Genomic DNA, 23,697 nt, shown 5'->3' with positions numbered 1-23,697 from the left:
CTCAGCGCTGGGCTGGCGCCTGCCAGCTCAGCGTGACCGTCTCGCCGCTGCCAGGGAGCCGCTGCGCGGCGACACCAGCCTCCGTCAGCCGGGTCACGATCGTTTCCGCCCGAGCGCCCGAAACGCCGATCGGCAGCGCGACCCGCTGACCGGCCCAGATCGCGGTCGCCAGCGCGTCCGCATCGGGCGTGTCGCCATCGAACGCGATGACCGGCAACTCCGCGGCCGGCGGGATCAGGATGATGGTCCAGCCCTGGCTCGACGAGGCGACCCGCTGCTCCAGCGCGCGATAGGCGGCGGCGGTCGCGCCGGGCAGGGGAGCGGCGCGGACCTGTGCCCGGCGGGTGCCGCTGTCGGCGACGACTGCCTCGGGCGCGACGCCAGCGACCAGCGCCAGCCGGTTGCGCAGATCGTCGCCATAGCGCGTATCGCTGGCCTGGGCCGCGGCGATCTGCGCGGCCTCGGTCGATCCGGTCTCCAGCCCGATCCGGACCTGATCGATATGCAGATCGACCGGCGCGCCGAGCGATTCGGTCACGGCGGCGCGGGTGCGCGCATCGGCATCGCCGTGCAGCGTCGGGGTCAGCACCACGGCGCGGATCCGCAGCGGCCTTCGTTCGAAATCGATATCGAGCTGGCTGATCCGGGCTTCGCGCGGAAAGGGGGCGCGAACCGCATCGCGAATCTGGCGCTGGGCGATCGCTTCCCAGGCGATCTGGCGCAGCGCGATCCCGAGCGGAACCGCCAGCGCGAGGAGCCCGGCCACGATCAGCAAGCCCTGAAGCCGCGTCTGGCTGGGCGAGAGATGCCCGCCAAACCCGTATAATCGCCCCATGAGCGCGGCGGTCAGCGCGATCGTGATCAGGTTGGTCAGGAACAGCAGCAGTGCGCCGCCCGCGACGGTCGGGTTGGTCGTGGCGATGCCGAAGCCGACCACCGCGAGCGGCGGCATCAGCGCGATGGCGATCGCCACCCCGACCACCGTCTCGCCGCGACCGCGCACCAGCGCATAGCCGCCCGCGACGGCGGACAGCAGTGCGACGAGCAGATCGAACAGGTTCGGCTTGGTGCGGATCGCGATCTCGGTTGTGATCGTCTGGACCGGCGACAGCGCGACGAAGCCGGCCGACAGCAGGATCGCGATCACCGACCCGGCGGCAAGCGCGAAGGTCGCGCGCTTTATCTCGGCAAGGTCGAAGGTGGCGATGCCGAAGCCCAGGCCGATGATCGGCATCATCAGCGGCGAGATCAGCATCGCCCCGATCAGCACCGCGGACGACGGCAGCAGCAGGCCGAGGATCGAGATCAGCACCGAGATCACGATCAGGAAGGCGTAGCGCGAGCTCCACCGCGCCTCCTCGGCCACCCGGGCGATCACCGCCTCATGATCGACATTCTCGGTCAGGGTGCGGCGCCACCAGCGCCAGAGCGGGAAGCGAAGCGACAAATCGGTCATCCGGTCCCCCTAAGGGCTTCTCTCCGGCGCGGCTACCCGCTCACCCTGGGCCCGCGTCAGCCGATCGACGAGCCGAGAATCGGCGTGCCGGCGGGGTTGCCGGCAGGCTTCTTCCCCCTGCGGTCAGCGAGCACCGCGACGCCCAGCACGGCCAGGCCGCCGAGCGACAGCAGCGCACCGACCCAGCCGGTGGACGTCCAGCCATAGCCGGCGGCGATCGCCAGCCCGCCGAGCCAGGGGCCGAGCGCATTGGCGGTGTTGAATGCCGAATGGTTGAGCGCGGCAGCCAGGGCCTGTGCCTCGCCCGCCACGTCCATCAGCCGCGTCTGGAGCACCGTGCCCAGCGCACCGGCCATGCCGACCGCGAAAACGCACAGGCACAAGGTCCAGAAATTCCCCGCCGCGAAGGGATAGAGCGCCAGCCCGATCGCGCTGCCGGTCAGCAGCACCGCCGCGGTCGGCATCAGCGCCCGGTCGGCAAAGCGCGGCACGATGAGATTGCCGGCGGTCATGCCCAGGCCGAAGATCGCCAGCGCGATCGGGATGCTGCTCGCCGGCGCGCGGGTGACCTCCAGCAGCGTCGAGGCGACATAGGTATAGACGCAGAACAGGCCGCCGAAGCCGATCGCGCCGATCCCCAGCGTCAGCCAGACCTGGCTGTTGGCGAGTGCGGACAATTCCTTCATCGGACTGGCGGCGGGCTCCGGCCGGTCGTGCGGCACGAACGCGACCACCAGCGCGACCGTCAGCATCGCCAGCACCGCGACGACGCCGAAGCCCCATTGCCAGCCCACCGCCTGGCCCAGCCAGTTGGCGAGCGGGACCCCGATCACCGTTGCGATGGTCAGCCCCAGCATGACGCGCCCCACCGCCTGCGATCTCTTGTCGTGCGGCACCAGCGACGCCGCGACCAGCGCGGCGACGCCGAAATAGGCGCCGTGCGGCAGTCCGCTGAGGAAACGGAACACCAGCATCCAGCCATAGGTCGGTGCCAGCGCGCTCAGCCCGTTGAACAGCGCGAAGCTGGCCATCAGCAGAATCAGCAGCGTGCGTCGCGAGAGCTTCGCCGCACCCACCGCGAGCAGCGGCGCCCCGACGACCACGCCCAGCGCATAGGCGCTGATGACATGCCCCGCGGTCGGCGCATCGACGCCGAGACCCTTGGCGAAATAGGGCAGCAGGCTCATCGTCGCGAACTCGGTCGTCCCGATCGCAAACCCGCCCATGGCGAGCGCGAAATGGACGAGCAGAACCGGGCGGGGCCGGGCAGGGGACTGGGAAGCGGGCATCGCTCCCAACTGGCTATGCTGCACTGCAGCGTCAACCACAGTGCGCCGCATGTCCGGTTGCACGAAACGCAATCGCTATGGGCTATACGCCCAGCCACTCCAACGGCGTCGGCAGCGTGCCCGTGGCATAATCGACCTGTACCACCCGCCGCCGTCGCGGCCGCGCCGCTGCGGCAGAGGCGTGGACGATGGGGGTTGCATAGATCCAGACATCCCCGCGCTGCGCTTCGCAAACGCTGGTCCCGCAACGCGCGACCGCCGTGTCGATCTGTCCGTCGGGAAGGCGACCCAGGCGATGCGAGCCCGGCGCTATGAGCAGCGGGGCATTGTCGGCATCTACGGGGTCGAGATGGATGCGGATCGTCCGCATCTGCTCGATCACTGCAAAGGGTGGCTCGACATGCTGCAGTTCCGCCTTGATCGACCATGGGCCATAGCCCGGCACCTCGGCGCGCGCCGCCACCGCGATCGTCCGGTCCTGATGCCAGCCAAGCGCCCAGTTGCTGGCATCGCTCTTGTCGAACAGGATCGCGCGGACGGGGCGGGTGCCGGGACCGAGCAGCTGCACGGCGTGACGTCCCAAGGCGTCGGGGGCGAGCAGCGCCGCGAGCCCCGGAATTGCGTGCAGCCGAACGCCGGCGCGATCGCGCGGCTGGCTGGCGAGCGCGGCTTCGAGCGCGTCGAGAAACGGGACGGCCGCGCCGGGAAGCAATTCTGCGCCATGCTCGTCCAGGGTCATGTCGCCGCTCCCGGCCTGGCGATTTATCGAGCACGCGATGTCGGATGCTTTTCCTCCCCAGGATGCTGCGCATCCGGGGGAGGGGGACCATGCGAAGCATGGTGGAGGGGGTCCACCACGCCTGTTGCAGTCCCCTCCACCACGATGCTGCGCGATGAACAGGTGAGATTGCCCCCGGCAATCTCAGCCCTGTGCGGGGCACAGGGCGACCTGTTCATCCCCCTCCCCCGGAGCCGCAGGCTCCTGGGGAGGAGAGGGTGCCGCTTAAAGCTTTTCGGTGAGCTCCGGGACGATTTTGAACAGGTCGCCCACCAGGCCGACGTCGGCGACCTGGAAGATCGGGGCGTCCTCGTCCTTGTTGATGGCGATGATGACCTTGGAGTCCTTCATGCCGGCAAGGTGCTGGATCGCGCCGGAGATGCCCACCGCGATATAGACTTCCGGGGCGACGATCTTGCCGGTCTGGCCGACCTGATAGTCGTTCGGGACATAGCCGGCATCGACCGCGGCGCGGCTGGCGCCGACGGCAGCGCCCAGCTTGTCGGCCAGCGGCTCGATCAGCGCGTGGAACTGCTCGCCCGAGCCTAGCGCGCGGCCGCCCGAGACGATGATCTTGGCGCTGGTGAGTTCGGGACGCTCGGACTTGGCGATCTCGGCCGATACGAAGCTCGACAGGCCGGCATCGCCGGTGCCGCCGACGGTCTCGACGCTGGCAGATCCGCCGCTGGCCTCTGCCTTGGCGAAGGCAGTGCCGCGCACGGTGATCACCTTCTTGGCGTCGCTCGACTGGACGGTGGCGATGGCGTTGCCGGCATAGATCGGACGGGTGAAGCTGTCCGGACCCTCGACCGAGAGGATGTCGGAAATCTGCATCACGTCGAGCAGCGCGGCCACGCGCGGCGCGATGTTCTTGCCGGTGGTGGTCGCCGGGAACACCGCCGCGTCATGATCGGCCATCAGGGCGACGATCAGCGGCGCCACATTCTCGGCCAGCGCATGCTCATAGGCGGGATCGTCGGCCAGATGGACCTTGGTCACGCCCGCGATCTTCGCGGCCTCGTCGGCCACGCCCGCCGCGCCGCTGCCGGCGACCAGCAGATGGACTTCGCCGAGCTGGGCAGCGGCGGTCACCGCGGCCAGCGTCGCATCCTTGACGGCGGCGTTGTCGTGTTCGACCCAGACGAGCGTCTTCATTTCGCGACTCCCAGCACCTTGAGCTTGCCGATCAGTTCATCGACATCGGCGACCTTCACGCCCGCCTGGCGCTTGGCCGGCTCCTCGACCTTCAGCGTCTTCAGCCGCGGCGAGACATCGATGCCGTAATCGGCAACCGTCTTCTTCGCCACCGGCTTGGACTTGGCCTTCATGATGTTGGGCAGGGTCGCATAGCGCGGCTCGTTGAGGCGAAGATCGGTCGTCACGATCGCCGGGGCCTTCAGGTCCACCGTCTCGAGCCCGCCATCGACCTCACGCGTCACCACGATCCGCTCGCCGTTGACCTCGACCTTGTTGGCGAAAGTGCCCTGCGGCCAGCCCAGCAGCGCCGCCAGCATCTGGCCGGTCTGGTTGCTGTCGTCGTCGATCGCCTGCTTGCCCAGGATCACAAGGCCCGGCTGCTCCTCGTCGCACACCGCCTTCAGCAGCTTGGCGACGCCCAGCGGCTCGACCTCGTCCTCGCTCGCGATCAGGATCGCACGGTCGGCACCCATGGCGCGCGCGGTCAGCAGCACGTCGGTCTCGGCCTTCGGCACGCCGATCGTCACCACCACCACCTCGGTCGCAGCACCCTTTTCCTTCAGGCGGACCGCTTCCTCGATCGCGATCTCGTCGAACGGGTTCATGCTCATCTTCACGTTCGCCAGATCGACGCCCGTCCCGTCCGCCTTCACACGAGGCTTCACATTGTAATCAAGCACACGCTTGACCGGCACCAGAATCTTCATGCCATCCACTCCTGCTGTCGGACCGGCTTCCCCCGGCGTACGGGGGAAGCGGTCAGCGTCGATGTGACGGGCCGCCCCGGATCAGGCCGCCTTCTTCACCTCGGCAACGATCTTCTGTGCGGCCTCGCCCAGGTCGTTGGCGGCGACGATCGGCAGGCCCGAATTGGCGAGGATGTCCTTGCCTTCCTGGACGTTGGTGCCTTCGAGGCGGACGACCAGCGGAACCTGGATGTTCACTTCGCGCGCCGCGGCGACGATGCCCTCGGCGATGATGTCGCAGCGCATGATGCCGCCGAAGATGTTGACCAGGATGCCCTTCACCGCCGGATCGCTCAGGATGATCTTGAACGCCGCGGTGACCTTCTCCTTGCTCGCGCCGCCACCGACGTCGAGGAAGTTGGCCGGGAACATCCCGTTCAGCTTGATGATGTCCATCGTCGCCATCGCCAGGCCGGCGCCGTTGACCATGCAGCCGATGTCGCCGTCCAGCTTGATATAGGCCAGGTCGTGCTTCGACGCTTCGAGCTCCATCGGATCCTCTTCGGTCTCGTCGCGCAGTTCCATCAGGTCCTTGTGACGGAACATCGCGTTCGAATCGAAGCCGACCTTGGCGTCGAGCACCATCAACTTGCCGTCGTCGGTGACCGCCAGCGGGTTGATTTCGATCTGCGAGGCGTCGGTGCCGATGAAGGCATCGTACAGCTTCGACGCGGTCGAGGCTGCCTGCTTGGCCAGGTCGCCGCTCAGGCCCAGCGCGTTCGCGACGGCGCGGCCATGATGCGGCTGGAAGCCGGTTGCCGGGTCGACGGCGAAGGTGTGGATCTTTTCGGGCGTGTCATGCGCCACGGTCTCGATGTCCATGCCACCCTCGGTCGACACGACGAAGGCGATGCGGCCGGTCGCGCGGTCGACCAGCGCCGCGAGGTAGAATTCCTTATCGATGTCGACGCCATCGGTCACGTACAGGCGGTTGACCTGCTTGCCGGCATCGCCGGTCTGGATCGTCACCAGCGTGTTGCCGAGCATCTCGGTCGCGGCTGCGCGAACCTCGTCCTCGGTCTTGGCCAGGCGGACGCCGCCCTTGGCTTCGGCCGGCAGTTCCTTGAACTTGCCCTTGCCGCGGCCGCCGGCATGGATCTGTGCCTTGACGACATAGAGCGGTCCGGGCAGCTTCTTCGAAGCCTCGACGGCTTCCTCGACGGTCAGCGCGGCATAGCCTGCGGGGACCGGGACGCCGAACTTCGCAAGCAGTTCCTTGGCCTGATATTCGTGGATGTTCATGGGGACGCGCCGCCTTTCCAGGTGCAGAAATCGGGAGGGTTTGCGCCGCCTAAAGCACAGCGCGAGAGTCGAATCCACCCCTGCCCTCTCGCGAGTGCAGCATAGCTGAGCTATATCGCATTCATGAACTGGCTTACCGGCATCTCCCTGTTCCTGCTCACCGTCGCCGTGATGGAGGGCGTCGCCTATGCGGCGCACCGCTGGATCATGCATGGTCCCGGCTGGTTCCTCCATGAAAGCCATCACCGCGAGCGGCTGGGGATGTTCGAGCTGAACGACCTGTACGCAGCGATCTTCGCGGTGCCGTCCTTCGTCATGCTGCTGGGCGGGGTCCAGCTCGGCTGGTGGCCGGGCTTCACCTGGATCGGCGCCGGAATCGCTGCCTATGGCGCGATCTATTTCGGCTTTCACGATGTTATCGTGCATCGCCGGGTGCCGCACCGCTATGTCCCGCGCTCGACCTATATGAAGCGGATCATGCAGGCCCACCGCCTCCACCATGCGGTCGAGGGCAAGCATGGCACGGTCAGCTTCGGCTTCCTCTATGCGCCGCGTGCCGAGGTGCTGAAGGCACAGCTCAAGAAAAACGGCGGCGTGCGGCGCTGAGCGTCGCCGCATGATCACCGACTGGACCTTCTACGCCGTTGCGGTGCCGGCGGTGGTGCTGATGGGGCTGGCCAAGGGCGGCTTCACCGGCCTGGGATCGCTGGCGCTGCCGATGCTCGCCTTTGTCATCAGCCCGGTTACTGCCGCGGCGATCCTGCTGCCGCTGCTGATCGTCCAGGACGTGGTCGGCGTCTGGGCGTTTCGCCGGACAGTCGACTGGCGGCTGCTCGGCTGGATGCTGCCCGGCGCGGCGGCTGGAGTCGCGATCGGCTATGTCTTCGCCGCCAGCGTCACGCCGCAGGCGGTGATGGCGGTGGTCGGGATCATCTCGATCCTGTTCGGCTTGTGGCGGCTATGGCTCGAACGCCACCCGCTTCCCGGCGAGACGGCGCGGCTGCCCGACTGGATCGGCGCCCTGTTCGGCATCGCCTCGGGCTTCACCAGCCAGATCGCCCATGCCGGCCAGCCGCCCTTCCAGCTCTGGGTCCTGCCGCGCAGGCTCAGTCCGCCGCTGCTGGTCGGGACGACCGCGATCTTCTTCGCCGCGGTCAACTGGATCAAGGTGCCCGCCTATATCGCGCTCGGCCAGTTCACCGCCGCCAACCTGATGACCGCGGCCATGCTGCTGCCGGTGGCGATCGCCTCGACCTTCGCCGGCGTCTGGCTGGTGCGCCGGATCGACGCCGCGCGATTCTACACCGCCATCTACTGGCTGATGGTCGTGGTCGGCGCCGGGCTGATCTGGGAAGCGACTCGCTAGGCGCGCGCCGCCGCCCTCAATCGAACAGGCTGGAGACCGAGCTCTCGTCGGCGATGCGGCGCATCGCCTCGGCCAGCAGCGGCGCGATCGTCAGGTGACGAATCTTGTCGCTGTCGGCGATGACATTGTGGTTGCCGATCGAATCGGTAATCACCAGCTCGGCCAGCTCCGACCCGTCGACCCGCGCCACCGCACCGCCCGACAGCACGCCGTGCGTACAATAGGCGACCACGTCTTCAGCACCGGCCGCCTTCAGCGCAGCGGCGGCATTGCACAAGGTGCCGGCCGAATCGACGATGTCGTCGATCAGGATGCAGAAGCGGCCCTCGACGTCGCCGATGATGTTCATCACCTCGGACTCGCCGGCGCGCTCGCGGCGCTTGTCGACGATCGCCAGCGGGGCGTTGTCGAGTCGCTTGGCCAGCGCACGGGCGCGGACCACGCCGCCGACGTCGGGCGACACGACCATCAGGTTGCGGTCGCCGAAGCGCGACTTGATGTCCTCGCTCATCACCGGCGCGGCGAACAGATTGTCAGTGGGGATGTCGAAGAATCCCTGGATCTGGCCGGCATGCAGATCGACCGACAGGACGCGGTTGGCGCCCGCGGTGGTGATCAGATTGGCGACCAGCTTGGCCGAGATCGGCGTGCGCGGGCCGGGCTTCCGGTCCTGGCGGGCATAGCCGAAATAGGGGAGGACTGCGGTGATCCGCTTGGCCGATGCGCGGCGCAGCGCGTCGGTCATGATCAGCAGTTCCATCAGATTGTCGTTCGCCGGATAGGCGGTCGACTGGATCACGAACACATCCTCGCCGCGGACATTCTCGAGGATCTCGACGAAGATCTCCTCGTCGGCGAAACGGCGGACGTTCGCCTTGGTCAGCGGAATCTCGAGATAGCCTGCAATTGCCTTGGCAAGCGGCAGGTTCGAATTGCCGGACATCAGCTTCATGGGTGGTTCGGCCTTATCGTGACGGTCGCGTGACGCTCCCTTAGTGCGCGATCCCTGTGGCGCAAGTCGGCAATGCATCCTAGTGCCCCGGGAATGACGGTCATCACCCGCTTCGCGCCCAGCCCGACGGGCCGCCTCCATGTCGGCAATCTGCGCACCGCGCTCCACAACTGGATGTTCGCGCGCGCGCATGGCGGCCGCTTCCTGCTGCGCATCGACGATACCGATCGCGAGCGCTCGGAAGAGCAGTTCGTCGATGCCGCGCGCGCCGATCTCGCCTGGATGGGGCTCCTACCCGATGGCGAGACGCGCCAGTCCGATCGCTTCGCCCTGTACGAGGCGCGGTTCGAGGCGTTGAAGGCGGCGGGCCGGGTCTATCCCGCCTGGGAGACCGCGCAGGAGCTCGACCTCAAGCGCAAGGTGCTGCTCGGCCGCGGTCTGCCGCCGGTCTATGACCGCGCCGCGCTGAGCCTGAGCGAGACCGAGCGCGCCGCGTTCGAGGCCGAGGGCCGCTCGCCGCACTGGCGGTTCCGGCTCGATCACGACTCGCCGATCGAGTGGACCGACCTGGTGCGCGGGCCCCAGAAGTTCGATCCCGCGACGATGAGCGATCCCGTGGTGCGCCGGGCCGATGGCAGCTGGCTCTATCTGCTCCCCTCCGTGATCGACGATATCGACATGGCCATGACCCATGTCGTGCGCGGAGAGGATCATGTCTCGAACACCGCGACCCAGCTGCAGATGTTTGCCGCGCTCGGTGCCGAGCCGCCCGCCTTTGCGCACGAAGCGTTGCTGACCGGCAGCGAGGGCAAGCTGTCGAAGCGACTCGGATCGCTCGGCGTCGATCATTTCCGCGAGGCGGGTATCGAGCCGCAGGCCCTTGTCTCGCTGCTCGCGCGCATCGGGACCAGCGACCCGGTCGAGCCGCAGATCGATCCCGCGCCGTTGATCGCCGGTTTTGACTTCGCCCGGTTCGGCCGCGCTCCGGCACGCTTCGACGAGGCCGAACTGGCCCAGCTCAATGCCCGGATCGTGCACCAGTTGGACCATGATGCGGTACGCGATCGGCTGCCCCACGGCATGGCGGCGGCGGCGTGGATCGCGATCCGCCCCAATGTGTCTACCGTTCGCGAGGCGGAGAATTGGTGGCAGGTGGTCGAGGGGCCGGTCGCGGCCGAACCTGCACCGGAGGATGCCGAGTTCCTGGCGCAAGCCGCGCAGGTCGCCGAGTCGATCGACTGGAGCGACTCGCCCTGGCAGGCGCTGACCGGCGCGCTGAAGGACGCCACGGGTCGCAAGGGCAAGGCGTTGTTCCTGCCGCTGCGCCGCGCGCTCACCGGTCAGGACCATGGCCCGGAAATGGCGGCCTTGCTGCCGTTGATCGGGCGCGAGCGTGCGCTGGAGCGGCTCAAAGGCTGATCCGAAATGGAGCGGTGCGGATCGGAATGGCCTGTCTTTACGTTGATGATGTTACGATGTATCATCACGACGTTCCGGCCTGAAACCGGACATCAGGAGAAGGAGGCCCTGCATGTACGCCAATCGTTCTTCGCTCCCCTTCGGCATCAACCCTGCCGGGCTGGGCGGCGCACTGGTCGTTAATGGACTGATGGTGACGGCGATGATCTTCCTGCTCGCACCGAAGATCGTACCGAAGATCTTTGACGAGGGCACGACCATCGAGGTCATCAATGAACCGCCGCCGCCCCCACCGCCGCCCGCGGTCGAACCCAAAAAGCCCGTCGAACAAGTGCGCGAAACGAAAATCGTGGCGCCAGACCCGCTCATCCCACCGCCGGTTTCCGAGAACAGGAACCCCACGACATCAGTCCCCACCGACCAGCCGCCGCCGATTCCTTCGGGCACCGTCGGCGGGACGTCGGACGGCGTCGTTGCCCCGCCTATCGACCCACCCGCGCCGCCGCCGCTCATCAAGGCGTCGATCGACGCGCGCTACGCCAAGGATTTCCAGCCGGACTATCCCGCGAGCGAACTGCGTGCCGAGCGTAGCGGCACCGTTTCGGTCCGCATCCTGATCGGGACCGACGGACGGGTGAAGGCGGTCGAGCGCATCAGTGCGACCACCGATGCCTTCTTCAACGCCACCCGCAGCCATGCGCTGAAGAACTGGCGGTTCAAGCCGGCCACTCGCGGCGGCGTCGCGCGGGAAGAGTGGAAGGTCATGAACGTCCGCTTCAACATCACCGACGTCCAATAACCGGGGGGGGGTGGATGCGGGGGCTGGCTCCCAAGCCCCCCCATCCCTATTTGTCGACCAATGGGTTTCTTCCGTTCCGTATCGCCGACCGGCGCCTTCAGCGATCTCCGCACCTTTATCGGCAGTCGCAAGAAGCACGAGATCTGGCTGTTGCTTCCCGCGCTGTTGATTACGGCAGGGATCCTCTGGGCTTTCTACCTCGACTCGCGGGCGACCCCGGAATGGAAGCGGCCCGAGATCATCTGGGTGCGCGACTGGCGGCTCGACCGGTCGAGGGACGAGATCGAGGCGCAGCAGCTGATTGACATGAAGATCCGCGCCGCCGCCGAGGCCGAGCTGGAGAAGCGGCGCAAGGCGCGCCGCGACGAATTCAAGAAGATCGACGACGGCTTGAGAGGGATGGGGCTCTGACCCGCGACGCGCGGTTCATGGCTGCCGCGCTGGCGCTGTCTCAGCGCGGGCGGGGCCGGACCGCACCCAATCCCAATGTCGGTTGCGTGATCATCGCGCAGGGTCGCGTGATCGGTCGCGGCTGGACCCAGCCCGGCGGACGACCCCATGCCGAGGCGATGGCATTGGCCGAGGCAGGCGACGCGGCGCGTGGGGCCATTGCCTATGTCACGCTCGAACCCTGTGCGCATGTATCGCCGCGCGGACCCGCCTGCGCCGACCTGCTGGTCGAGGCGGGCATTGCCCGGCTGGTGGTTGCCTTGCGCGATCCCGATCCGCGTACCGATGGCCTGGGGCTGGCGCGGCTGCGCGACGCGGGGGTCGAGATCGTCGCCGGCATCGGTGAAGCCGAGGCGCGCGAGGCGATGGCCGGTTTCCTCACGCGCCGGCGGCTCGGTCGCCCGCTCGTCACGCTCAAGCTGGCGACCTCGCTCGACGGACGCATTGCGCGGCCCGATGGCGAGAGTCGCTGGATCACCGGAGCCGAATCGCGCGTCCACGCCCATCTCGAACGTGCGCGGCACGAGGCGATCCTGATCGGGCGCGGCACGCTGGACGCCGACGCGCCGCGACTCGATGTCCGGCTCCCGGGCTTGGAGGATCGTGCACCGCGCCGGATCCTGCTGACCCGCGGCGCGGAGGTTGCCGGCTGGGAGCGTATCGCCGATCCTGCGGAGATCGCCGGCCTTGCCGGCGTCGATCATCTGCTGGTCGAGGGCGGCGCCGAGACTGCCTCCGCCTTCCTGCGGGCCGGGCTGGTCGATCGGCTGCTGCTGTACCGCGCGCCGATCCTGATCGGCTCGGGCAAGGCCGCGCTGGGCGACATCGGGCTTGATCGCCTGGCGGATGCCCATGGCCGCTGGCGGCTCGCCGATTCGCGACAGCTTGGCAGCGACCGGCTTGAGGTCTACCGGGCTGGCTGAGATGTTTACCGGAATCGTCACAGATATCGGCACGATCGAAACCGTCCAGTCGCAGGGCGACCTGCGTGTGCGGGTCTCGACCGTGTACGACACCGCCACCGTCGACCTGGGCGCCTCGATCGCCTGTTCGGGGGTCTGCCTCACCGTCGTCGACAAGGGGACTGGCTGGGTCGCGTTCGATGTGTCGGGCGAAACCGTCTCGCGCACCGCCCACGATATGTGGTCCAACGGCCGCCGCCTGAATCTCGAACGCGCGCTGCGCCTGGGCGATGAACTGGGCGGACACATCGTCACCGGCCATGTCGACGGCATCGGCACCGTGACCGAGGTGACGGTCGAGGGTGGTTCGCACCATGTCGTCATCGCCGCCGGGCACGAACTGGCGCCCTTCGTCGCGCCCAAGGGGTCGATCACCGTCGACGGCGTCTCGCTGACGGTCAACGCGGTCGAGGACACGCCCGACGGCGTCCGCTTCCACCTCAACATCATTCCGCACACTGCGGAAGTGACGACCTTCCACACGATCGCGCCGGGGCAGCAGGTCAATCTCGAGATCGACGTGCTCGCCCGCTATCTGCAGCGCATGGAGTCTCTTCGTGGCAAAAGCTGAACTCGCCCGCCTCAAGCACGCCTTCCTCTCCTCGCCCGAGGAGATCATCGACGAGGCGCGCAACGGCCGGATGTTCATCCTGGTCGATGACGAGGATCGCGAGAATGAGGGCGATCTGGTCATCCCGGCACAGATGGCGACGCCCGATGCGATCAACTTCATGGCCAAGTACGGCCGCGGCCTCATCTGCCTGGCGATGACCAAGGAACGGGTCGAGACGCTCGGCCTCGAACTGATGAGCCGCGCCAACGGCACGCGTCACGAAACCGCCTTCACCGTGTCGATCGAGGCGCGCGAGGGGGTGACGACCGGCATCTCGGCGGCCGATCGCGCCCGCACCATCTCGGTCGCGATCGACGCGTCGAAGGACAAGAGCGACATCGTTACCCCGGGCCATGTCTTCCCGCTGGTCGCGCGCGACGGCGGCGTGCTGGTGCGCGCGGGCCATACCGAGGCGGCGGTCGACGTCTCGCGGCTGGCCGGGCTGAATCCTGCGGGCGTGATCTGCGAGATCATGAACGAGGACGGGACGATGGCGCGGATGGACGACCTCGTCACCTTCGCCCAGTATCACAACCTCAAGATCGGCACGATCCGCGACCTGATCGCCTATCGCCGCCGGCACGACCATCTCGTCGAGCGCCGCGCCGAATCGCGCTTCGTCAGCCAGTGGGGCGGCGAATGGACCGCGATCGCCTTCTGGAACCGCGCGACCCAGACCGACCAGATGGTCCTGCTCAAGGGCAAGATCGATCCGGACAAGCCGACCCTGGTGCGCATGCATGCGGTGTCGCCGCTGCCCGACCTGTTCGGCGAGGCAAGCGACCGCCGCGACGTGCTGCAGCGCTCGATGGAGATCATCGGCAAGGAAGGCGCGGGCGTGATCGTCGCGATCAATCGCCGCCGCAACGATGCCTTCACACTGGCGCTCGAAGCGCGCGAAGGCGTACGCAAGCCCGACATGGAGGAGCTGCGCGATTATGGCGTCGGCGCGATGATCCTCAGCGACCTGGGCGTGCAGGACATGATCCTGCTGTCCAATACCCATCACACGCTGGTCGGCCTCGACGGCTATGGTCTGTCGATCGTCGGCGAGCGCAGCCTCGATACCGGAGAAGACTGACTTGGCCCGCGTCCTTATCGTTGAAGCGCGCTTCTATGCGCATCTGAACGACCTGCTGCTCGAGGGCGCCCGCGCCGCGATCGAGGCGGAAGGCCATAGCCACGAGACGATCACCGTCCCCGGCGCGCTGGAGATTCCCGGCGCGGTCGCGATGGCGGCGGAGAGCGGCCGTTATGACGCCTATGTCGCGCTGGGCGTCGTGATCCGCGGCGAGACCTATCATTTCGAAGTCGTCTCGAACGAGAGCGCGCGCGGGCTGATGGCGCTGGCGATGGACTCGCTGCCGATCGGCAACGGCATCCTGACCGTCGAGAACGAGGCGCAGGCGCTGACTCGCGCGCGTCCGGACGAGAAAGACAAGGGCGGGGAGGCGGCCAAGGCCGCGCTCGCCATGCTCGCGCTGCGGAACCGCTTCGGTTGAGCTGATCCGATGGACATGCCCCCCACCCGCTACCGAGTCGTGGAGAAGGGGCGCCGGCTGATCGTGATCGATCGGCTGCGCGGCGAGCGGATCGAGTCCCGCATCGTCGATACGCTGGAAGGCCGCAGTCCCCGCCGCATCGAGGCGCGGGACCGGCCAATGTCTGCCCCGGTCTCGGCTCCCTCGCCTGCGCGCCGAGCCGAGCCGCGCCGGTTGGCCGGATCCGGCACTCAGACCGGATCGGGCATGGTGGTGTCGACCCAGCGCTGGTTCGATGACCGCGGCCCGCGCCGGATCCGGGTCGACACCGACGGCGAGGGCAAGCTCGCCATCGCTGCGGTCGGCGCGGCGGTCATGGCCGTTCTGACGATCGTCCTGCTGATCGCGACGGGCTGGATCGCGCTGCCGATCCTCGCCTTGGTCGCCTTCCAGTCCGGCCCGCGCAAGGCGGTGAGGTCCCGGGTGACCGACTGGCTGACCGGACTGGGCGAGCAACTCGACTAGATCGCCGCCGCCTCCAGCGCCGGATAGTCGGTATAGCCCTCGGCACCGCGCGCGTAGAAGGTCGACGGGTTAGGCTCGTTCAGCGGCGCGTCGCGGCGCAGCCGTTCGACCAGGTCGGGGTTCGCGATGAAGGTGCGGCCGAACGCGATCGCATCGGCCAGGCCCGAGGCGAGGTCGCCCTCGGCGCTCGCCAGGCGATAGTCCTGATTAAGCACCAGCGGCCGGGTGAACACCTTGCGGATCTCGGGCGACAGCGGCGGCACGCTGCTGGTGACGAAGGTGGATACCGCCCGCGATTCGCGCAGCTCGAGGAACGCGATCCCCTGCGAGTCCAGCCACTGCGCCGCGGGTACGAACACACTCGTGGGATCGCTGTCGTCGGTCCCCTGAACCTCGCCATTGGGCGACAGCCGCACCGCGACCCGGTCGGCGCCCGCCTCGTCGATCAGGCGGCCGGTCGCCTCGCGCAGAAGCCGCGCGCGATTCTCCGGGCTGCCGCCATACTCGTCGTCGCGAAAGTTGGAATTGTCGCGCAGGAACTGGTCGATCAGATAGCCATTGGCGGCGTGCAACTGGACCCCGTCGAACCCGGCGCGCAGCGCGTTGCGGGTGGCGGTGGAGTAATCGTCGAGCACCCGGGCGATGTCGTCCGCGGTCGCCGCGCGTGCCTGTCCATAGGGCCGCTTGTCGTCGCCCGACTGATAGGTGCGCATCGCGCCGGGCGCGGTCGTGGCGGAGGCGGACAGCGGTGCGGCGCCGTCCAGGAAATCGGGATGGACCAGCCGGCCCATATGCCAAAGCTGCGCGAAGATCCGGCCGCCCGCCTTGTGGACCGCATCGAGCACTGGCTTCCAGCCTTCGACCTGGTCCTCGGTCCACAGACCCGGCGCATAGGCCCAGCCCAGTCCCTCACGGCTGATGCCGGTCGCCTCGGAGATGATCAGCCCGGCGGTCGCGCGCTGGACATAATAATCGGCCATGATCGGCGTCGGCACATGCTCCTGCGTCGCGCGGCCGCGAGTCAGCGGCGCCATCAGCACGCGGTTCGGCGCGGCAATAGCGCCAAGCTGGATCGGATCGAACAGTCGCGACATTCGGGTTGGTCTCCGTCAGGGATGGTCACGGCAAAATAGGGCGCTACAGGGCCTCATGCACCGGAACGGGTCCCAAACAAAAACTCATATCGGGCAAAGCGCGAGTGCCTTGCCGCTTGTCGCATGCTTGATCGGCAATGTGACGCTGGCGTTCGGCCCGTGGTTCGTGCGGCTGACCGATGTCGGGCCCGTCGCTGCGGGCTTCTGGCGGATCGCGCTCGCGGTGCCGTTCCTGCTGGCGCTTAGCTATGTCGGTGCGCGCCGGCCGTTCGCTGCGGCAAAGGGGCTGTGGCTGGTCCTGCTGCTGGGCGGGGTCGCTTTTGCCGCCGACTTGGCCAGCTGGCATCTCGGGATCCTGCGGACCACCCTGGCCAACGCCACCCTGTTCGGCAATTCGGCGACATTGATGTTCCCGATCTACGGCTTCCTTGTCGCCCGTGCCTGGCCGACGCGGTCGCAGGGGACGGCTCTGATCCTGGCCGCGATCGGGGCGGCGCTGCTGCTCGGCCGGTCCTATCAGCTGTCGCATGAAAATCTGGTCGGCGACCTGCTCTGCCTGCTCGCCGGCACGCTCTACACCGTCTATTTCATCATGATGACCCGCGCGCGGGCGGTGATGGCGCCGCTGCCGGCGCTCGCCATGTCCAGTGTGGCGAGCATGGTGCCGCTGCTGCTGTTCGCCATCGCGCTTGGCGAGCGGATCGTGCCCGATCATTGGGGCATCCTGCTCGGTCTCGCGCTGGCCAGCCAGGTCGTGGGGCAGGGGCTGATGATCTATGCGATCGGCCATTTGTCGCCGCTGGTCGTCGGCATCGCGCTGCTCAGCCAGCCGATCGTCGCCGGGCTCGTCGGCTGGTTCGCCTATGACGAGCGGCTGGGCTGGCCCGACCTGATCGGCGCGCTGCTGGTCGCCATCGCGCTGGTGCTGGTCCGTCGCGGGCCGGTTGCGTCCGCGGCGCAAGCCACTAAGTCGGAAGCCGAAGGAACGGTGTGATGACCCTGCCCCAGGACCCGACTCTCGACGAAATCCGCCTCGCGCTGGCGCCGCACGTGGCCGCCAACGCCGCGTTCGACGGCTGGAACGCGCGGGCGGTGGATGCCGCCGCTGTGGCGCTCGACCTCGATCCGGCCATCGCCCAGGTGGCCTTTCCCGGCGGCGCGATCGAGATGATCGACTGCTGGTTCGCCTCGGTCGATGCCGAGATGCTGGAGCGGCTCCCGGCGGAGCGGCTTGCGTCGATGAAGATCCGCGACCGCATCACTGCCCTTGTCGAGACCCGGCTGGAGATCGTCGCGCCGAATCGCGAGGCGCTGAACCGCGCGCTGTCGATTCTCGCCATGCCGCAGAATGCGCCGCGCGCCGCGCGGCTGGGCTGGCGCTCGGCCGACGTGATGTGGCGTGCCGCCGGGGACACTGCGACCGACTATAATCACTATACGAAGCGCGGCATCCTCGCCGGCGTCTATGCCGCGACGATCACCGTCTTCCTCCACGACGAGAGCGACAACTGGGCGGAGACCCGCGCCTTCCTCGCGCGGCGGATCGAGGGGATCATGCGCTTCGAAAAGGCCAAGGCGAAGCTGCTCGGTCGCGACACCCATCGCCCTAGTCTCAGCCGCTTCATCGGGCGGTTGCGCTATCCTGCGGTGTGATTGGGCTGGCGCGAGCGGCCGGTTATTGATAACGACTCGCAATCATGAACCTGTCTGAGCCGTCCACCCTGCTGGCAACGCTGCCGCGTGCCACCAGCGCCTCCGTCACAGCGATCGACTGGCACCTGCTCAGCGACAGCGAAGCGCGGCGGCTGCGCGAGTTCGGGCTGGATGACGGCGTCGAGGTCGAGCTGCTCCAGCCCTCAGGCCTGCTGCGCGGGCCGCTGTCGGTACGGATCGGGCGGATGACGATCGCGATGCGCCACCACATCGCCGGCGCGATCCATGTCTCTGTGGGGCCGCGGGCCGCGCAGGCGGCGGCATGAACGCTGCCCCGCTCGTCGCGCTGGTCGGCAACCCCAATGCCGGCAAGAGCGCGCTGTTCAACGCCCTGACCGGTGCCCGGCAGAAGGTCGGCAATTATCCCGGCGTCACGGTCGAGCGCCATTCGGGCCGCATGGCGCTGAACGATGGGCGGCCGGTCGAGCTGGTCGATCTGCCCGGCACGTACAGCCTCGATCCGTCAAGCCCCGACGAGCAGGTCACGCGCGACGTCGTGCTGGGCCGGCAGGCGGGCGAACGGCTTCCGGATGCGCTCGTCGTAGTTGCAGATGCAAGTAATCTTGACAACCATCTGCGCTTCGTCCTGCAGCTTCGCGCCCTGGGGCGACCGATGGTCGTCGCGCTCAACATGGTCGACATGGCCGAACGCGACGGGCTGAAGATCGACACCGAAGCCCTGTCGCGCGAGTTGGGCGTCGCGGTCGTCGCGACGGTCGCGGTGCGCAAGCGTGGGATCGACGGGCTGAAGGACGCGCTCGGCGCGCTGCTGGCGAGACCCGCGGCGAAGGTGCCGCCGGTGGTCGATGCCGACATCACCCATTTCCAGCGCGAGGCGCGCCGGATCGCCGGCGCGGCGATCGTCGAACAGCCGCGCGGGCGCGCGGTCACCCGCGGCGTCGACCGGCTGGTGCTGCATCCGGTCGCCGGGCCGATCATCCTGCTGACGATCCTGTTCGTGATGTTCCAGGCGGTGTTCAGCTGGTCCGAAGCGCCGATCGGCTGGATCGAGGGCTTACAGGGCTGGCTGGCCGAGGTGTCGGTCGCCAATCTGCCGGACAGCTTCCTGCGCAGCCTGCTGGTCGAGGGGATCATCAACGGCGTCGGATCGGTCGTCGTCTTCCTGCCGCAGATCCTGATCCTGTTCTTCTTCATCCTGATCCTGGAGGCATCGGGCTATATGGTCCGCGCGGCGTTCCTGATGGACCGGCTGATGGCGGGGGTCGGCCTGTCGGGGCGGGCGTTCATCCCGCTGCTGTCCTCCTTCGCCTGCGCGATTCCCGGGATCATGGCGACGCGGTCGATCGACGATCCGCGCGAGCGGCTGACGACGATTCTGATCGCGCCGCTGATGACCTGCTCGGCGCGACTGCCGGTCTATGCGGTGATCATCGGCGCGTTCATTCCCGCGCGCACCGTCGGCCCCGGCATCGGCCTCCAGGGGCTGGTGCTGCTGGTCCTGTATCTCACCGGCATCCTCGGCGCGGTGCTCGCCGCGCTGGTGCTGCGCCGGACCGCGACCCGCGGTGCCGGTGGCGGCTTCATGATGGAGATGCCGCGCTACCAGCTGCCGTCGGTTCGCGACGTGCTGATCGGGCTGTGGCAGCGCGCCTATGTCTTTCTGCGGCGTGCGGGCACGATCATCATGGGCGTGACCGTGGCACTATGGGTGCTGACCTCCTACCCGGTCGCGCCCGAGGGCCAGAAGCAGAGCGAATATTCGGTCGCTGGCCGGATTGCGTCGGGGCTGGAAGTCGTGCTGCGCCCGATCGGCTTCAACCACGAGATGAGCCTGGCGGTGATCCCGGCAATGGCGGCGCGCGAGGTCGCGGTCTCGGCGCTGCAGACGGTCTATTCGATCGATGCCGCCGACGAGGAGCAGGGCGCGCAGGAACTGGGCAACCGCCTGGCCGGGCGCTGGTCGCTGCCGACGGCGCTGGCGTTCCTCGCCTGGTTCGTGTTCGCGCCGCAATGCCTGTCGACGATCGCAGTCGCCAGGCGCGAGACCAATGGCTGGAAATGGCCCGCGGTGATGATCGCCTATCTGTTCGCGCTCGCCTATATCGCGGCCGGCGCGACCTTCTGGACCGCGACCGCGCTGGGGCTCTAGTCGCGCTTTGACTCGTCGAGCTGCCGGTCGATCCGCGCGCGCTCGGCGGCGTCGGCCTGCTTTTCGGCTTTGGTCCGGCCGAAGCGCACCCGGTTTTCCTCAGCTTTTATCGCCGAGGCGGCGCGGGCGCGCTGTTTCCGGGCCCGGTTGATATTGATGATCTCGGCCATCGAGTGTACCCCGTTCGTTCGCGGCGCATCTTGCGCAGGGGAAAGTGCGCGCGCGCATCTCCCGATATCGATTTTCAGACGGAGTTTCCATGGCGGGCAGCGTCAACAAGGTGATCCTGGTCGGCAATCTGGGGCGTGACCCCGAAAGCCGCAGCTTTCAGAATGGCGGCAAGGTGGTGAACCTGCGCATCGCGACCTCCGAAAGCTGGAAGGACCGCAACAGCGGCGAGCGCAAGGAAAAGACCGAGTGGCACTCGGTCGCGATCTTCTCCGAAGGTCTGGCGAACGTCGCCGAGCGCTATCTGCGCAAGGGCAGCAAGGTCTATCTCGAAGGCCAGCTCCAGACCCGCAAGTGGCAGGACCAGACCGGCAACGACCGCTATTCGACCGAGATCGTGCTGCAGGGCTTCGACGCGAAGCTGGTGATGCTCGACGGTCCCGGCGGCGGCCAGGGCGGCGGCAGCCGCGGCGGTGACGAATGGGGCGGCGGCGACGAGTTCGCCGGCCAGTCCTCGGGCCGCGGCGGCGGCAACTTCAACAGCGGCGGCGGCTCGCGCGGCGGCTTTGGCGGCGGTTCCGGCGGGTCGGGTGGTTTCGGCGGTGGCGAGTCGGGCGGCGGCAGCCGCGGCGGCTTCCCGGACGATCTCGACGACGACGTCCCGTTCTGATCGGGGCGGGTGTGATGTCGCTTCGACGGGCGATCCCGGTATCGCTGCTGCTCGCGCTCGGCGCGTGCGGCGGCGACAAGCCGGTCGACGGGGCGAACCTGTCGATCGCCAACGCCAATCTGGACGTCACCACCGGCGATGCGGCTTGCAGCCAGCGTCCGGCGCACGCGCCGGTCTATGCCGACGCGACCTATATCACCTGCGCTGCCGGCGCGATCAGCCCGACCAGCAAGGTCAGCGGCACGGTCGTCTATGAAACCGCGGCCGCTCCTGCTGCGGTGCTGGCCTGGTCGAAGGCTGAGGCGATCAAGGCCGGGCTGACCGAGAAATTGTCGAGCGCCGACATGATCTCCGCCAGCGAGGGCGACCGCACGGTCATGGTCATGGCTCAGCCGCGCGGGTCGGGCAGCATGGTCACGGTCAATTGGGGCAGGGCGCCCTAGGCGAGGCCGCGCCGATCAGCCGCGGCGCAGCTGGAAAACGGCATGTTCGGCCAGGAAATTGGCTGCAGCCGAACTGGTCCGCCGGTCGCGGCTGAGGAACCAGGCGCCCTCCACCACGATGCCGCGCGACTTCACGAAGGCGCGGAAATCGTCGATCGTCACATGGTGGATGTTCGGCGTGGCATACCATTCGAGCGGCAGCAGCCGCGTCACCGGCATCCGCCCGCCCCACAGCAGCGACGCGCGTACCCGCCAATGCGCGAAATTGGGGAAGGACACGACCGCGCGCTGCCCGATGCGCAGCAACTGGTCGAGCACCCAGTCGGGCCGGCGCGTGGTCTGCAGCGTCTGGCTGAGGATCGCATAATCGAAGCTGGCATCGGGATAATCGGCCAGGTCGGTGTCTGCATCGCCCTGGATCACCGAGAGCCCACGCCCCACCGCCGCGGCGACATCGTCCGCCGACAGTTCGAGCCCGCGCGCGTCGCAGCCGCGCTCGTCGCGCAGCGCCGCCATCAGCGCGCCGTCGCCGCAGCCGACGTCAAGCACGCGCGATCCCGGCGCGACATTGGCGGCGATGATGGCAAGATCGGGACGCAGGCTCATCGCCGGTAGATATCCTCGACATGGCGCTCCATGCAGCGCTCGGGATGGCGGAGCGGCTTCCAGCCCAGCTTCTCGTACAATGGCTGCATGTCGCGGGTGACCAGCATCCAGCGGCGCAATCCCTGAAGTTCGGGATGTGCCTGCAGCGCCTCGATCATCGCCCGGGCGACGCCCTGGCCGCGATGCGCCGGCAGCACGAAGACGTCCGCCAGCCAGGCGAAGGTCGCGCGGTCGGTGATCAGCCGGGCAAAACCGATCTGCTCGTCCTCGCCCGCCTCGTCAGGGGCATAGGCGCCGACGCACAGCGAGCCGGCGATCGACCGCTCGACCAGCTCGCGCGGGATGCCGGCCGCCCAATAGCTGCCCGAGAGGAAGGCGTGGATCAGCTCGATGTCGAGCTCGGCCGGATCGAACGAAACCCTCATTGGCGTTCCCCTGCGCGCAGGAAGCCGTCGACCACGCGGTTGAGTTCGGGCGAGTCGAGCAGGAATGCGTCATGGCCGAAGGGCGAGCGCAGCTCGACGAAGCTGGCCGGCGCGCCGGCGGCGTTCAGCGCATGGACGATCGTGCGCGACTCGGCAGTGGGATAGAGCCAGTCGGTATCGAAGCTGACGAGGCAGAAGCGCGTCGCCGATCCGCGAAACGCATTGGCCAGCACGCCGCCATGTTCCTCGGCCAGGTCGAAATAGTCGAGCGCGCGGGTGATGTAGAGATAGGAGTTGGCGTCGAACCGGTCGGTGAAGCTCAGCCCCTGGTGGCGCAGATAGGATTCGACCTGGAAGTCGGCGTCGAAGCCGAAGGTCTTGGCCTCGCGCGATTGCAGCTTGCGGCCGAACTTGGCGGTCAGCCCCGCCTCGGACAGATAGGTGATGTGCGCCGCCATCCGCGCGACTGCCAGGCCCGCGGCGGGGGGATCGTTCGCCTCGTAATAGTCGCCGCCGCGCCATTTGGGATCGGCCATCACCGCTTGGCGCCCCACCTCGTGAAAGGCGATGTTCTGCGCCGAATGGCGTGCGGTCGCGGCGATGACCACGGCCGAGGCGACTCGCTCGGGATAGGTCGCGGCCCAGCTGAGCGCCTGCATCCCGCCCATCGATCCGCCGACCACTGCCGATAGCCGCTGCACGCCGAGATGATCGAGCAGCATCGCCTGCGCGCGGACCATGTCGCGGATGGTGATGACCGGGAAAGCCATCGCCCAGGGCTTGCCGGTCGCCGGATTTGTCGTCGCCGGCCCCGAGGAGCCGAGGCAGCTGCCCAGCACGTTCGAACAGATGATGAAATGGCGCGCGGGATCGATCGGCTTGCCCGGCCCGACCATCTTGACCCACCAGCCGGGCTTGCCCGTCACCGGATGGTCGGAGGCGACGTGATGGTCGCCGGTCAGCGCGTGGCAGATCAGGATTGCGTTGCTCGCATCGCCGTTCAGCGTGCCATAGGTTTCATAGGCGATGTCGAGCGGTGACAGCAGCGCGCCGCCGTCGAGCCGCAGCGGCCCCGGCAGCGTGACCTTGCGGCGAAGGCCGAAGCGCGCATCGTCAGACATGGCCGCGCGTTACGGCGCGCCGCGCCGCGGTTCAAGTCGCCTCGGCGCTCGGCGATCTTGCTATTGCGCATC

Annotated in this window: 28 protein-coding genes; 16 read left to right on the top strand and 12 right to left on the bottom strand. The window is 68.0% G+C overall.

Annotated features, from left to right (window positions below; genetic code table 11):
* Position 1 precedes the first annotated feature (1 nt).
* The 6 genes from ACZ1H8_RS08535 to sucC all read right to left on the bottom strand — a co-directional run bounded on the left by ACZ1H8_RS08535 (position 2) and on the right by sucC (position 6,708).
* Positions 2-1,456: a DUF389 domain-containing protein gene (locus ACZ1H8_RS08535; RefSeq protein WP_465180886.1), complete on the bottom strand. Its 1,455-nt coding sequence runs from the start codon at positions 1,454-1,456 to the stop codon at positions 2-4.
* Between the two features lie 56 nt (positions 1,457-1,512).
* Positions 1,513-2,745: an MFS transporter gene (locus ACZ1H8_RS08530; protein WP_465180885.1), complete on the bottom strand. Its 1,233-nt coding sequence runs from the start codon at positions 2,743-2,745 to the stop codon at positions 1,513-1,515.
* 82 nt (positions 2,746-2,827) lie between these two features.
* On the bottom strand, positions 2,828-3,484 hold the full coding sequence (locus tag ACZ1H8_RS08525; RefSeq protein ID WP_465180884.1) for a phytanoyl-CoA dioxygenase family protein: 657 nt from the start codon (positions 3,482-3,484) through the stop codon (positions 2,828-2,830).
* Between the two features lie 264 nt (positions 3,485-3,748).
* On the bottom strand, positions 3,749-4,678 hold the full coding sequence (locus ACZ1H8_RS08520) for an electron transfer flavoprotein subunit alpha/FixB family protein (protein WP_465180883.1): 930 nt from the start codon (positions 4,676-4,678) through the stop codon (positions 3,749-3,751).
* Entirely contained in the window at positions 4,675-5,427 is a 753-nt protein-coding gene (locus ACZ1H8_RS08515) for an electron transfer flavoprotein subunit beta/FixA family protein (RefSeq protein WP_465180882.1), read from the bottom strand. The genes ACZ1H8_RS08520 and ACZ1H8_RS08515 overlap by 4 nt, the downstream gene beginning before the upstream one ends.
* Before the next feature lie 81 nt (positions 5,428-5,508).
* Positions 5,509-6,708 carry an ADP-forming succinate--CoA ligase subunit beta gene (gene sucC / locus ACZ1H8_RS08510; protein WP_465180881.1) on the bottom strand — a complete coding sequence of 400 codons (1,200 nt, stop codon included), beginning with the start codon at positions 6,706-6,708 and terminating at the stop codon, positions 5,509-5,511.
* Between the two features lie 123 nt (positions 6,709-6,831).
* Here sucC and ACZ1H8_RS08505 point away from each other — a divergent pair, with 123 nt between their 5' ends.
* Together ACZ1H8_RS08505 and ACZ1H8_RS08500 are read left to right on the top strand one after the other, a co-directional pair.
* Positions 6,832-7,314, top strand: coding sequence for a sterol desaturase family protein (locus tag ACZ1H8_RS08505; RefSeq protein WP_465180880.1), 483 nt, complete (start codon positions 6,832-6,834; stop codon positions 7,312-7,314).
* A 10-nt stretch (positions 7,315-7,324) separates the two neighbouring features.
* Positions 7,325-8,074: a sulfite exporter TauE/SafE family protein gene (locus tag ACZ1H8_RS08500; RefSeq protein ID WP_465180879.1), complete on the top strand. Its 750-nt coding sequence runs from the start codon at positions 7,325-7,327 to the stop codon at positions 8,072-8,074.
* A gap of 16 nt (positions 8,075-8,090) precedes the next feature.
* Here the strand turns inward: ACZ1H8_RS08500 and ACZ1H8_RS08495 are convergent, their stop codons facing one another.
* Complete coding sequence (locus tag ACZ1H8_RS08495) at positions 8,091-9,026, bottom strand: ribose-phosphate pyrophosphokinase (protein WP_465180878.1); 936 nt, start codon at positions 9,024-9,026, stop codon at positions 8,091-8,093.
* Positions 9,027-9,119: 93 nt separating this feature from the next.
* On the opposite strand from ACZ1H8_RS08495, the gene ACZ1H8_RS08490 reads away from it, so the two are divergent.
* From ACZ1H8_RS08490 to ACZ1H8_RS08455, 8 genes are all read left to right on the top strand, one after another.
* Positions 9,120-10,445: a glutamate--tRNA ligase gene (locus ACZ1H8_RS08490; protein WP_465180877.1), complete on the top strand. Its 1,326-nt coding sequence runs from the start codon at positions 9,120-9,122 to the stop codon at positions 10,443-10,445.
* Positions 10,446-10,557: 112 nt separating this feature from the next.
* Complete coding sequence (locus tag ACZ1H8_RS08485; RefSeq protein WP_465180876.1) at positions 10,558-11,244, top strand: energy transducer TonB; 687 nt, start codon at positions 10,558-10,560, stop codon at positions 11,242-11,244.
* 60 nt (positions 11,245-11,304) lie between these two features.
* Complete coding sequence (locus tag ACZ1H8_RS08480; RefSeq protein ID WP_110152462.1) at positions 11,305-11,655, top strand: hypothetical protein; 351 nt, start codon at positions 11,305-11,307, stop codon at positions 11,653-11,655.
* Positions 11,656-11,672: 17 nt separating this feature from the next.
* On the top strand, positions 11,673-12,617 hold the full coding sequence (gene ribD, locus ACZ1H8_RS08475; RefSeq protein WP_465180875.1) for a bifunctional diaminohydroxyphosphoribosylaminopyrimidine deaminase/5-amino-6-(5-phosphoribosylamino)uracil reductase RibD: 945 nt from the start codon (positions 11,673-11,675) through the stop codon (positions 12,615-12,617).
* 1 nt (position 12,618) lies between these two features.
* The gene (locus ACZ1H8_RS08470; protein WP_465180874.1) at positions 12,619-13,227 is read left to right on the top strand and encodes a riboflavin synthase; all 609 of its coding nucleotides are present in this window, start codon (positions 12,619-12,621) and stop codon (positions 13,225-13,227) included.
* Positions 13,214-14,350 (top strand): 3,4-dihydroxy-2-butanone-4-phosphate synthase, encoded by a 1,137-nt coding sequence (gene ribB / locus ACZ1H8_RS08465; RefSeq protein WP_110152465.1) that lies wholly within the window; start codon positions 13,214-13,216, stop codon positions 14,348-14,350. Before ACZ1H8_RS08470 ends, ribB begins: the two co-directional genes overlap by 14 nt.
* 1 nt (position 14,351) lies before the next feature.
* Positions 14,352-14,771 carry a 6,7-dimethyl-8-ribityllumazine synthase gene (gene ribH, locus ACZ1H8_RS08460; RefSeq protein WP_346247674.1) on the top strand — a complete coding sequence of 140 codons (420 nt, stop codon included), beginning with the start codon at positions 14,352-14,354 and terminating at the stop codon, positions 14,769-14,771.
* 9 nt (positions 14,772-14,780) lie between these two features.
* The gene (locus ACZ1H8_RS08455; protein ID WP_146233706.1) at positions 14,781-15,275 is read left to right on the top strand and encodes a hypothetical protein; all 495 of its coding nucleotides are present in this window, start codon (positions 14,781-14,783) and stop codon (positions 15,273-15,275) included.
* On the opposite strand, the gene ACZ1H8_RS08450 is transcribed toward ACZ1H8_RS08455, so the two are convergent.
* The gene (locus tag ACZ1H8_RS08450) at positions 15,272-16,369 is read right to left on the bottom strand and encodes an alkene reductase (protein WP_110152468.1); all 1,098 of its coding nucleotides are present in this window, start codon (positions 16,367-16,369) and stop codon (positions 15,272-15,274) included. The genes ACZ1H8_RS08455 and ACZ1H8_RS08450 overlap by 4 nt on opposite strands.
* Before the next feature lie 55 nt (positions 16,370-16,424).
* Between ACZ1H8_RS08450 and ACZ1H8_RS08445 the strand changes: the two genes are divergently transcribed.
* The 4 genes from ACZ1H8_RS08445 to feoB are packed head-to-tail and all read left to right on the top strand — an operon-like array spanning position 16,425 to position 20,192.
* Positions 16,425-17,363 (top strand): DMT family transporter, encoded by a 939-nt coding sequence (locus ACZ1H8_RS08445; protein WP_465180873.1) that lies wholly within the window; start codon positions 16,425-16,427, stop codon positions 17,361-17,363.
* Positions 17,363-18,022 (top strand): COQ9 family protein, encoded by a 660-nt coding sequence (locus tag ACZ1H8_RS08440; RefSeq protein WP_465180872.1) that lies wholly within the window; start codon positions 17,363-17,365, stop codon positions 18,020-18,022. The genes ACZ1H8_RS08445 and ACZ1H8_RS08440 overlap by 1 nt, the downstream gene beginning before the upstream one ends.
* 44 nt (positions 18,023-18,066) lie before the next feature.
* On the top strand, positions 18,067-18,348 hold the full coding sequence (locus ACZ1H8_RS08435) for a FeoA family protein (protein WP_110152471.1): 282 nt from the start codon (positions 18,067-18,069) through the stop codon (positions 18,346-18,348).
* Positions 18,345-20,192 carry a ferrous iron transporter B gene (feoB, locus tag ACZ1H8_RS08430; RefSeq protein ID WP_465180871.1) on the top strand — a complete coding sequence of 616 codons (1,848 nt, stop codon included), beginning with the start codon at positions 18,345-18,347 and terminating at the stop codon, positions 20,190-20,192. Before ACZ1H8_RS08435 ends, feoB begins: the two co-directional genes overlap by 4 nt.
* Here feoB and ACZ1H8_RS08425 read toward each other — a convergent pair.
* A complete protein-coding gene (locus ACZ1H8_RS08425) occupies positions 20,189-20,362 on the bottom strand; it encodes a DUF4169 family protein (RefSeq protein ID WP_465180870.1) in 174 nt (57 codons plus the stop codon). The two genes, feoB and ACZ1H8_RS08425, sit on opposite strands and share 4 nt — an antisense overlap.
* Positions 20,363-20,451: 89 nt before the next feature.
* Here ACZ1H8_RS08425 and ssb point away from each other — a divergent pair, with 89 nt between their 5' ends.
* Together ssb and ACZ1H8_RS08415 are read left to right on the top strand one after the other, a co-directional pair.
* On the top strand, positions 20,452-21,030 hold the full coding sequence (gene ssb / locus ACZ1H8_RS08420) for a single-stranded DNA-binding protein (RefSeq protein WP_465180869.1): 579 nt from the start codon (positions 20,452-20,454) through the stop codon (positions 21,028-21,030).
* Positions 21,031-21,044: 14 nt separating this feature from the next.
* Positions 21,045-21,473: a hypothetical protein gene (locus ACZ1H8_RS08415; protein ID WP_465180868.1), complete on the top strand. Its 429-nt coding sequence runs from the start codon at positions 21,045-21,047 to the stop codon at positions 21,471-21,473.
* Positions 21,474-21,488: 15 nt separating this feature from the next.
* Here ACZ1H8_RS08415 and metW read toward each other — a convergent pair whose 3' ends face one another.
* The 3 genes from metW to metX are packed head-to-tail and all read right to left on the bottom strand — an operon-like array spanning position 21,489 to position 23,625.
* Positions 21,489-22,079: a methionine biosynthesis protein MetW gene (gene metW / locus ACZ1H8_RS08410; RefSeq protein WP_465180867.1), complete on the bottom strand. Its 591-nt coding sequence runs from the start codon at positions 22,077-22,079 to the stop codon at positions 21,489-21,491.
* Positions 22,076-22,504: a GNAT family N-acetyltransferase gene (locus tag ACZ1H8_RS08405; RefSeq protein ID WP_465180866.1), complete on the bottom strand. Its 429-nt coding sequence runs from the start codon at positions 22,502-22,504 to the stop codon at positions 22,076-22,078. The genes metW and ACZ1H8_RS08405 overlap by 4 nt, the downstream gene beginning before the upstream one ends.
* Positions 22,501-23,625 carry a homoserine O-acetyltransferase MetX gene (gene metX, locus ACZ1H8_RS08400; RefSeq protein ID WP_465180865.1) on the bottom strand — a complete coding sequence of 375 codons (1,125 nt, stop codon included), beginning with the start codon at positions 23,623-23,625 and terminating at the stop codon, positions 22,501-22,503. Before metX ends, ACZ1H8_RS08405 begins: the two co-directional genes overlap by 4 nt.
* Positions 23,626-23,697 lie beyond the last annotated feature (72 nt).

This window comes from Sphingomonas sp. BL-S-25, from assembly GCF_055521555.1.
The sequence above is the reverse complement of the archived record's forward strand: the minus strand, read 5'-3'. Positions and strand labels throughout refer to the sequence as shown.

Bases quoted from the DNA above. Each gene is read 5' to 3' on its own strand.
- ACZ1H8_RS08535 (WP_465180886.1), bottom strand. From the start codon at position 1,456: ATGACCGATTTGTCGCTTCGCTTCCCGCTCTGGCGCTGGTGGCGCCGC.
- ACZ1H8_RS08530 (WP_465180885.1), bottom strand. From the start codon at position 2,745: ATGCCCGCTTCCCAGTCCCCTGCCCGGCCCCGCCCGGTTCTGCTCGTC.
- ACZ1H8_RS08525 (WP_465180884.1), bottom strand. From the start codon at position 3,484: ATGACCCTGGACGAGCATGGCGCAGAATTGCTTCCCGGCGCGGCCGTC.
- ACZ1H8_RS08520 (WP_465180883.1), bottom strand. From the start codon at position 4,678: ATGAAGACGCTCGTCTGGGTCGAACACGACAACGCCGCCGTCAAGGAT.
- ACZ1H8_RS08515 (WP_465180882.1), bottom strand. From the start codon at position 5,427: ATGAAGATTCTGGTGCCGGTCAAGCGTGTGCTTGATTACAATGTGAAG.
- sucC (WP_465180881.1), bottom strand. From the start codon at position 6,708: ATGAACATCCACGAATATCAGGCCAAGGAACTGCTTGCGAAGTTCGGC.
- ACZ1H8_RS08505 (WP_465180880.1), top strand. From the start codon at position 6,832: ATGAACTGGCTTACCGGCATCTCCCTGTTCCTGCTCACCGTCGCCGTG.
- ACZ1H8_RS08500 (WP_465180879.1), top strand. From the start codon at position 7,325: ATGATCACCGACTGGACCTTCTACGCCGTTGCGGTGCCGGCGGTGGTG.
- ACZ1H8_RS08495 (WP_465180878.1), bottom strand. From the start codon at position 9,026: ATGAAGCTGATGTCCGGCAATTCGAACCTGCCGCTTGCCAAGGCAATT.
- ACZ1H8_RS08490 (WP_465180877.1), top strand. From the start codon at position 9,120: ATGACGGTCATCACCCGCTTCGCGCCCAGCCCGACGGGCCGCCTCCAT.
- ACZ1H8_RS08485 (WP_465180876.1), top strand. From the start codon at position 10,558: ATGTACGCCAATCGTTCTTCGCTCCCCTTCGGCATCAACCCTGCCGGG.
- ACZ1H8_RS08480 (WP_110152462.1), top strand. From the start codon at position 11,305: ATGGGTTTCTTCCGTTCCGTATCGCCGACCGGCGCCTTCAGCGATCTC.
- ribD (WP_465180875.1), top strand. From the start codon at position 11,673: ATGGCTGCCGCGCTGGCGCTGTCTCAGCGCGGGCGGGGCCGGACCGCA.
- ACZ1H8_RS08470 (WP_465180874.1), top strand. From the start codon at position 12,619: ATGTTTACCGGAATCGTCACAGATATCGGCACGATCGAAACCGTCCAG.
- ACZ1H8_RS08455 (WP_146233706.1), top strand. From the start codon at position 14,781: ATGGACATGCCCCCCACCCGCTACCGAGTCGTGGAGAAGGGGCGCCGG.
- ACZ1H8_RS08450 (WP_110152468.1), bottom strand. From the start codon at position 16,369: ATGTCGCGACTGTTCGATCCGATCCAGCTTGGCGCTATTGCCGCGCCG.
- ACZ1H8_RS08445 (WP_465180873.1), top strand. From the start codon at position 16,425: ATGCACCGGAACGGGTCCCAAACAAAAACTCATATCGGGCAAAGCGCG.
- ACZ1H8_RS08440 (WP_465180872.1), top strand. From the start codon at position 17,363: ATGACCCTGCCCCAGGACCCGACTCTCGACGAAATCCGCCTCGCGCTG.
- ACZ1H8_RS08435 (WP_110152471.1), top strand. From the start codon at position 18,067: ATGAACCTGTCTGAGCCGTCCACCCTGCTGGCAACGCTGCCGCGTGCC.
- feoB (WP_465180871.1), top strand. From the start codon at position 18,345: ATGAACGCTGCCCCGCTCGTCGCGCTGGTCGGCAACCCCAATGCCGGC.
- ACZ1H8_RS08425 (WP_465180870.1), bottom strand. From the start codon at position 20,362: ATGGCCGAGATCATCAATATCAACCGGGCCCGGAAACAGCGCGCCCGC.
- ssb (WP_465180869.1), top strand. From the start codon at position 20,452: ATGGCGGGCAGCGTCAACAAGGTGATCCTGGTCGGCAATCTGGGGCGT.
- ACZ1H8_RS08415 (WP_465180868.1), top strand. From the start codon at position 21,045: ATGTCGCTTCGACGGGCGATCCCGGTATCGCTGCTGCTCGCGCTCGGC.
- metW (WP_465180867.1), bottom strand. From the start codon at position 22,079: ATGAGCCTGCGTCCCGATCTTGCCATCATCGCCGCCAATGTCGCGCCG.
- ACZ1H8_RS08405 (WP_465180866.1), bottom strand. From the start codon at position 22,504: ATGAGGGTTTCGTTCGATCCGGCCGAGCTCGACATCGAGCTGATCCAC.
- metX (WP_465180865.1), bottom strand. From the start codon at position 23,625: ATGTCTGACGATGCGCGCTTCGGCCTTCGCCGCAAGGTCACGCTGCCG.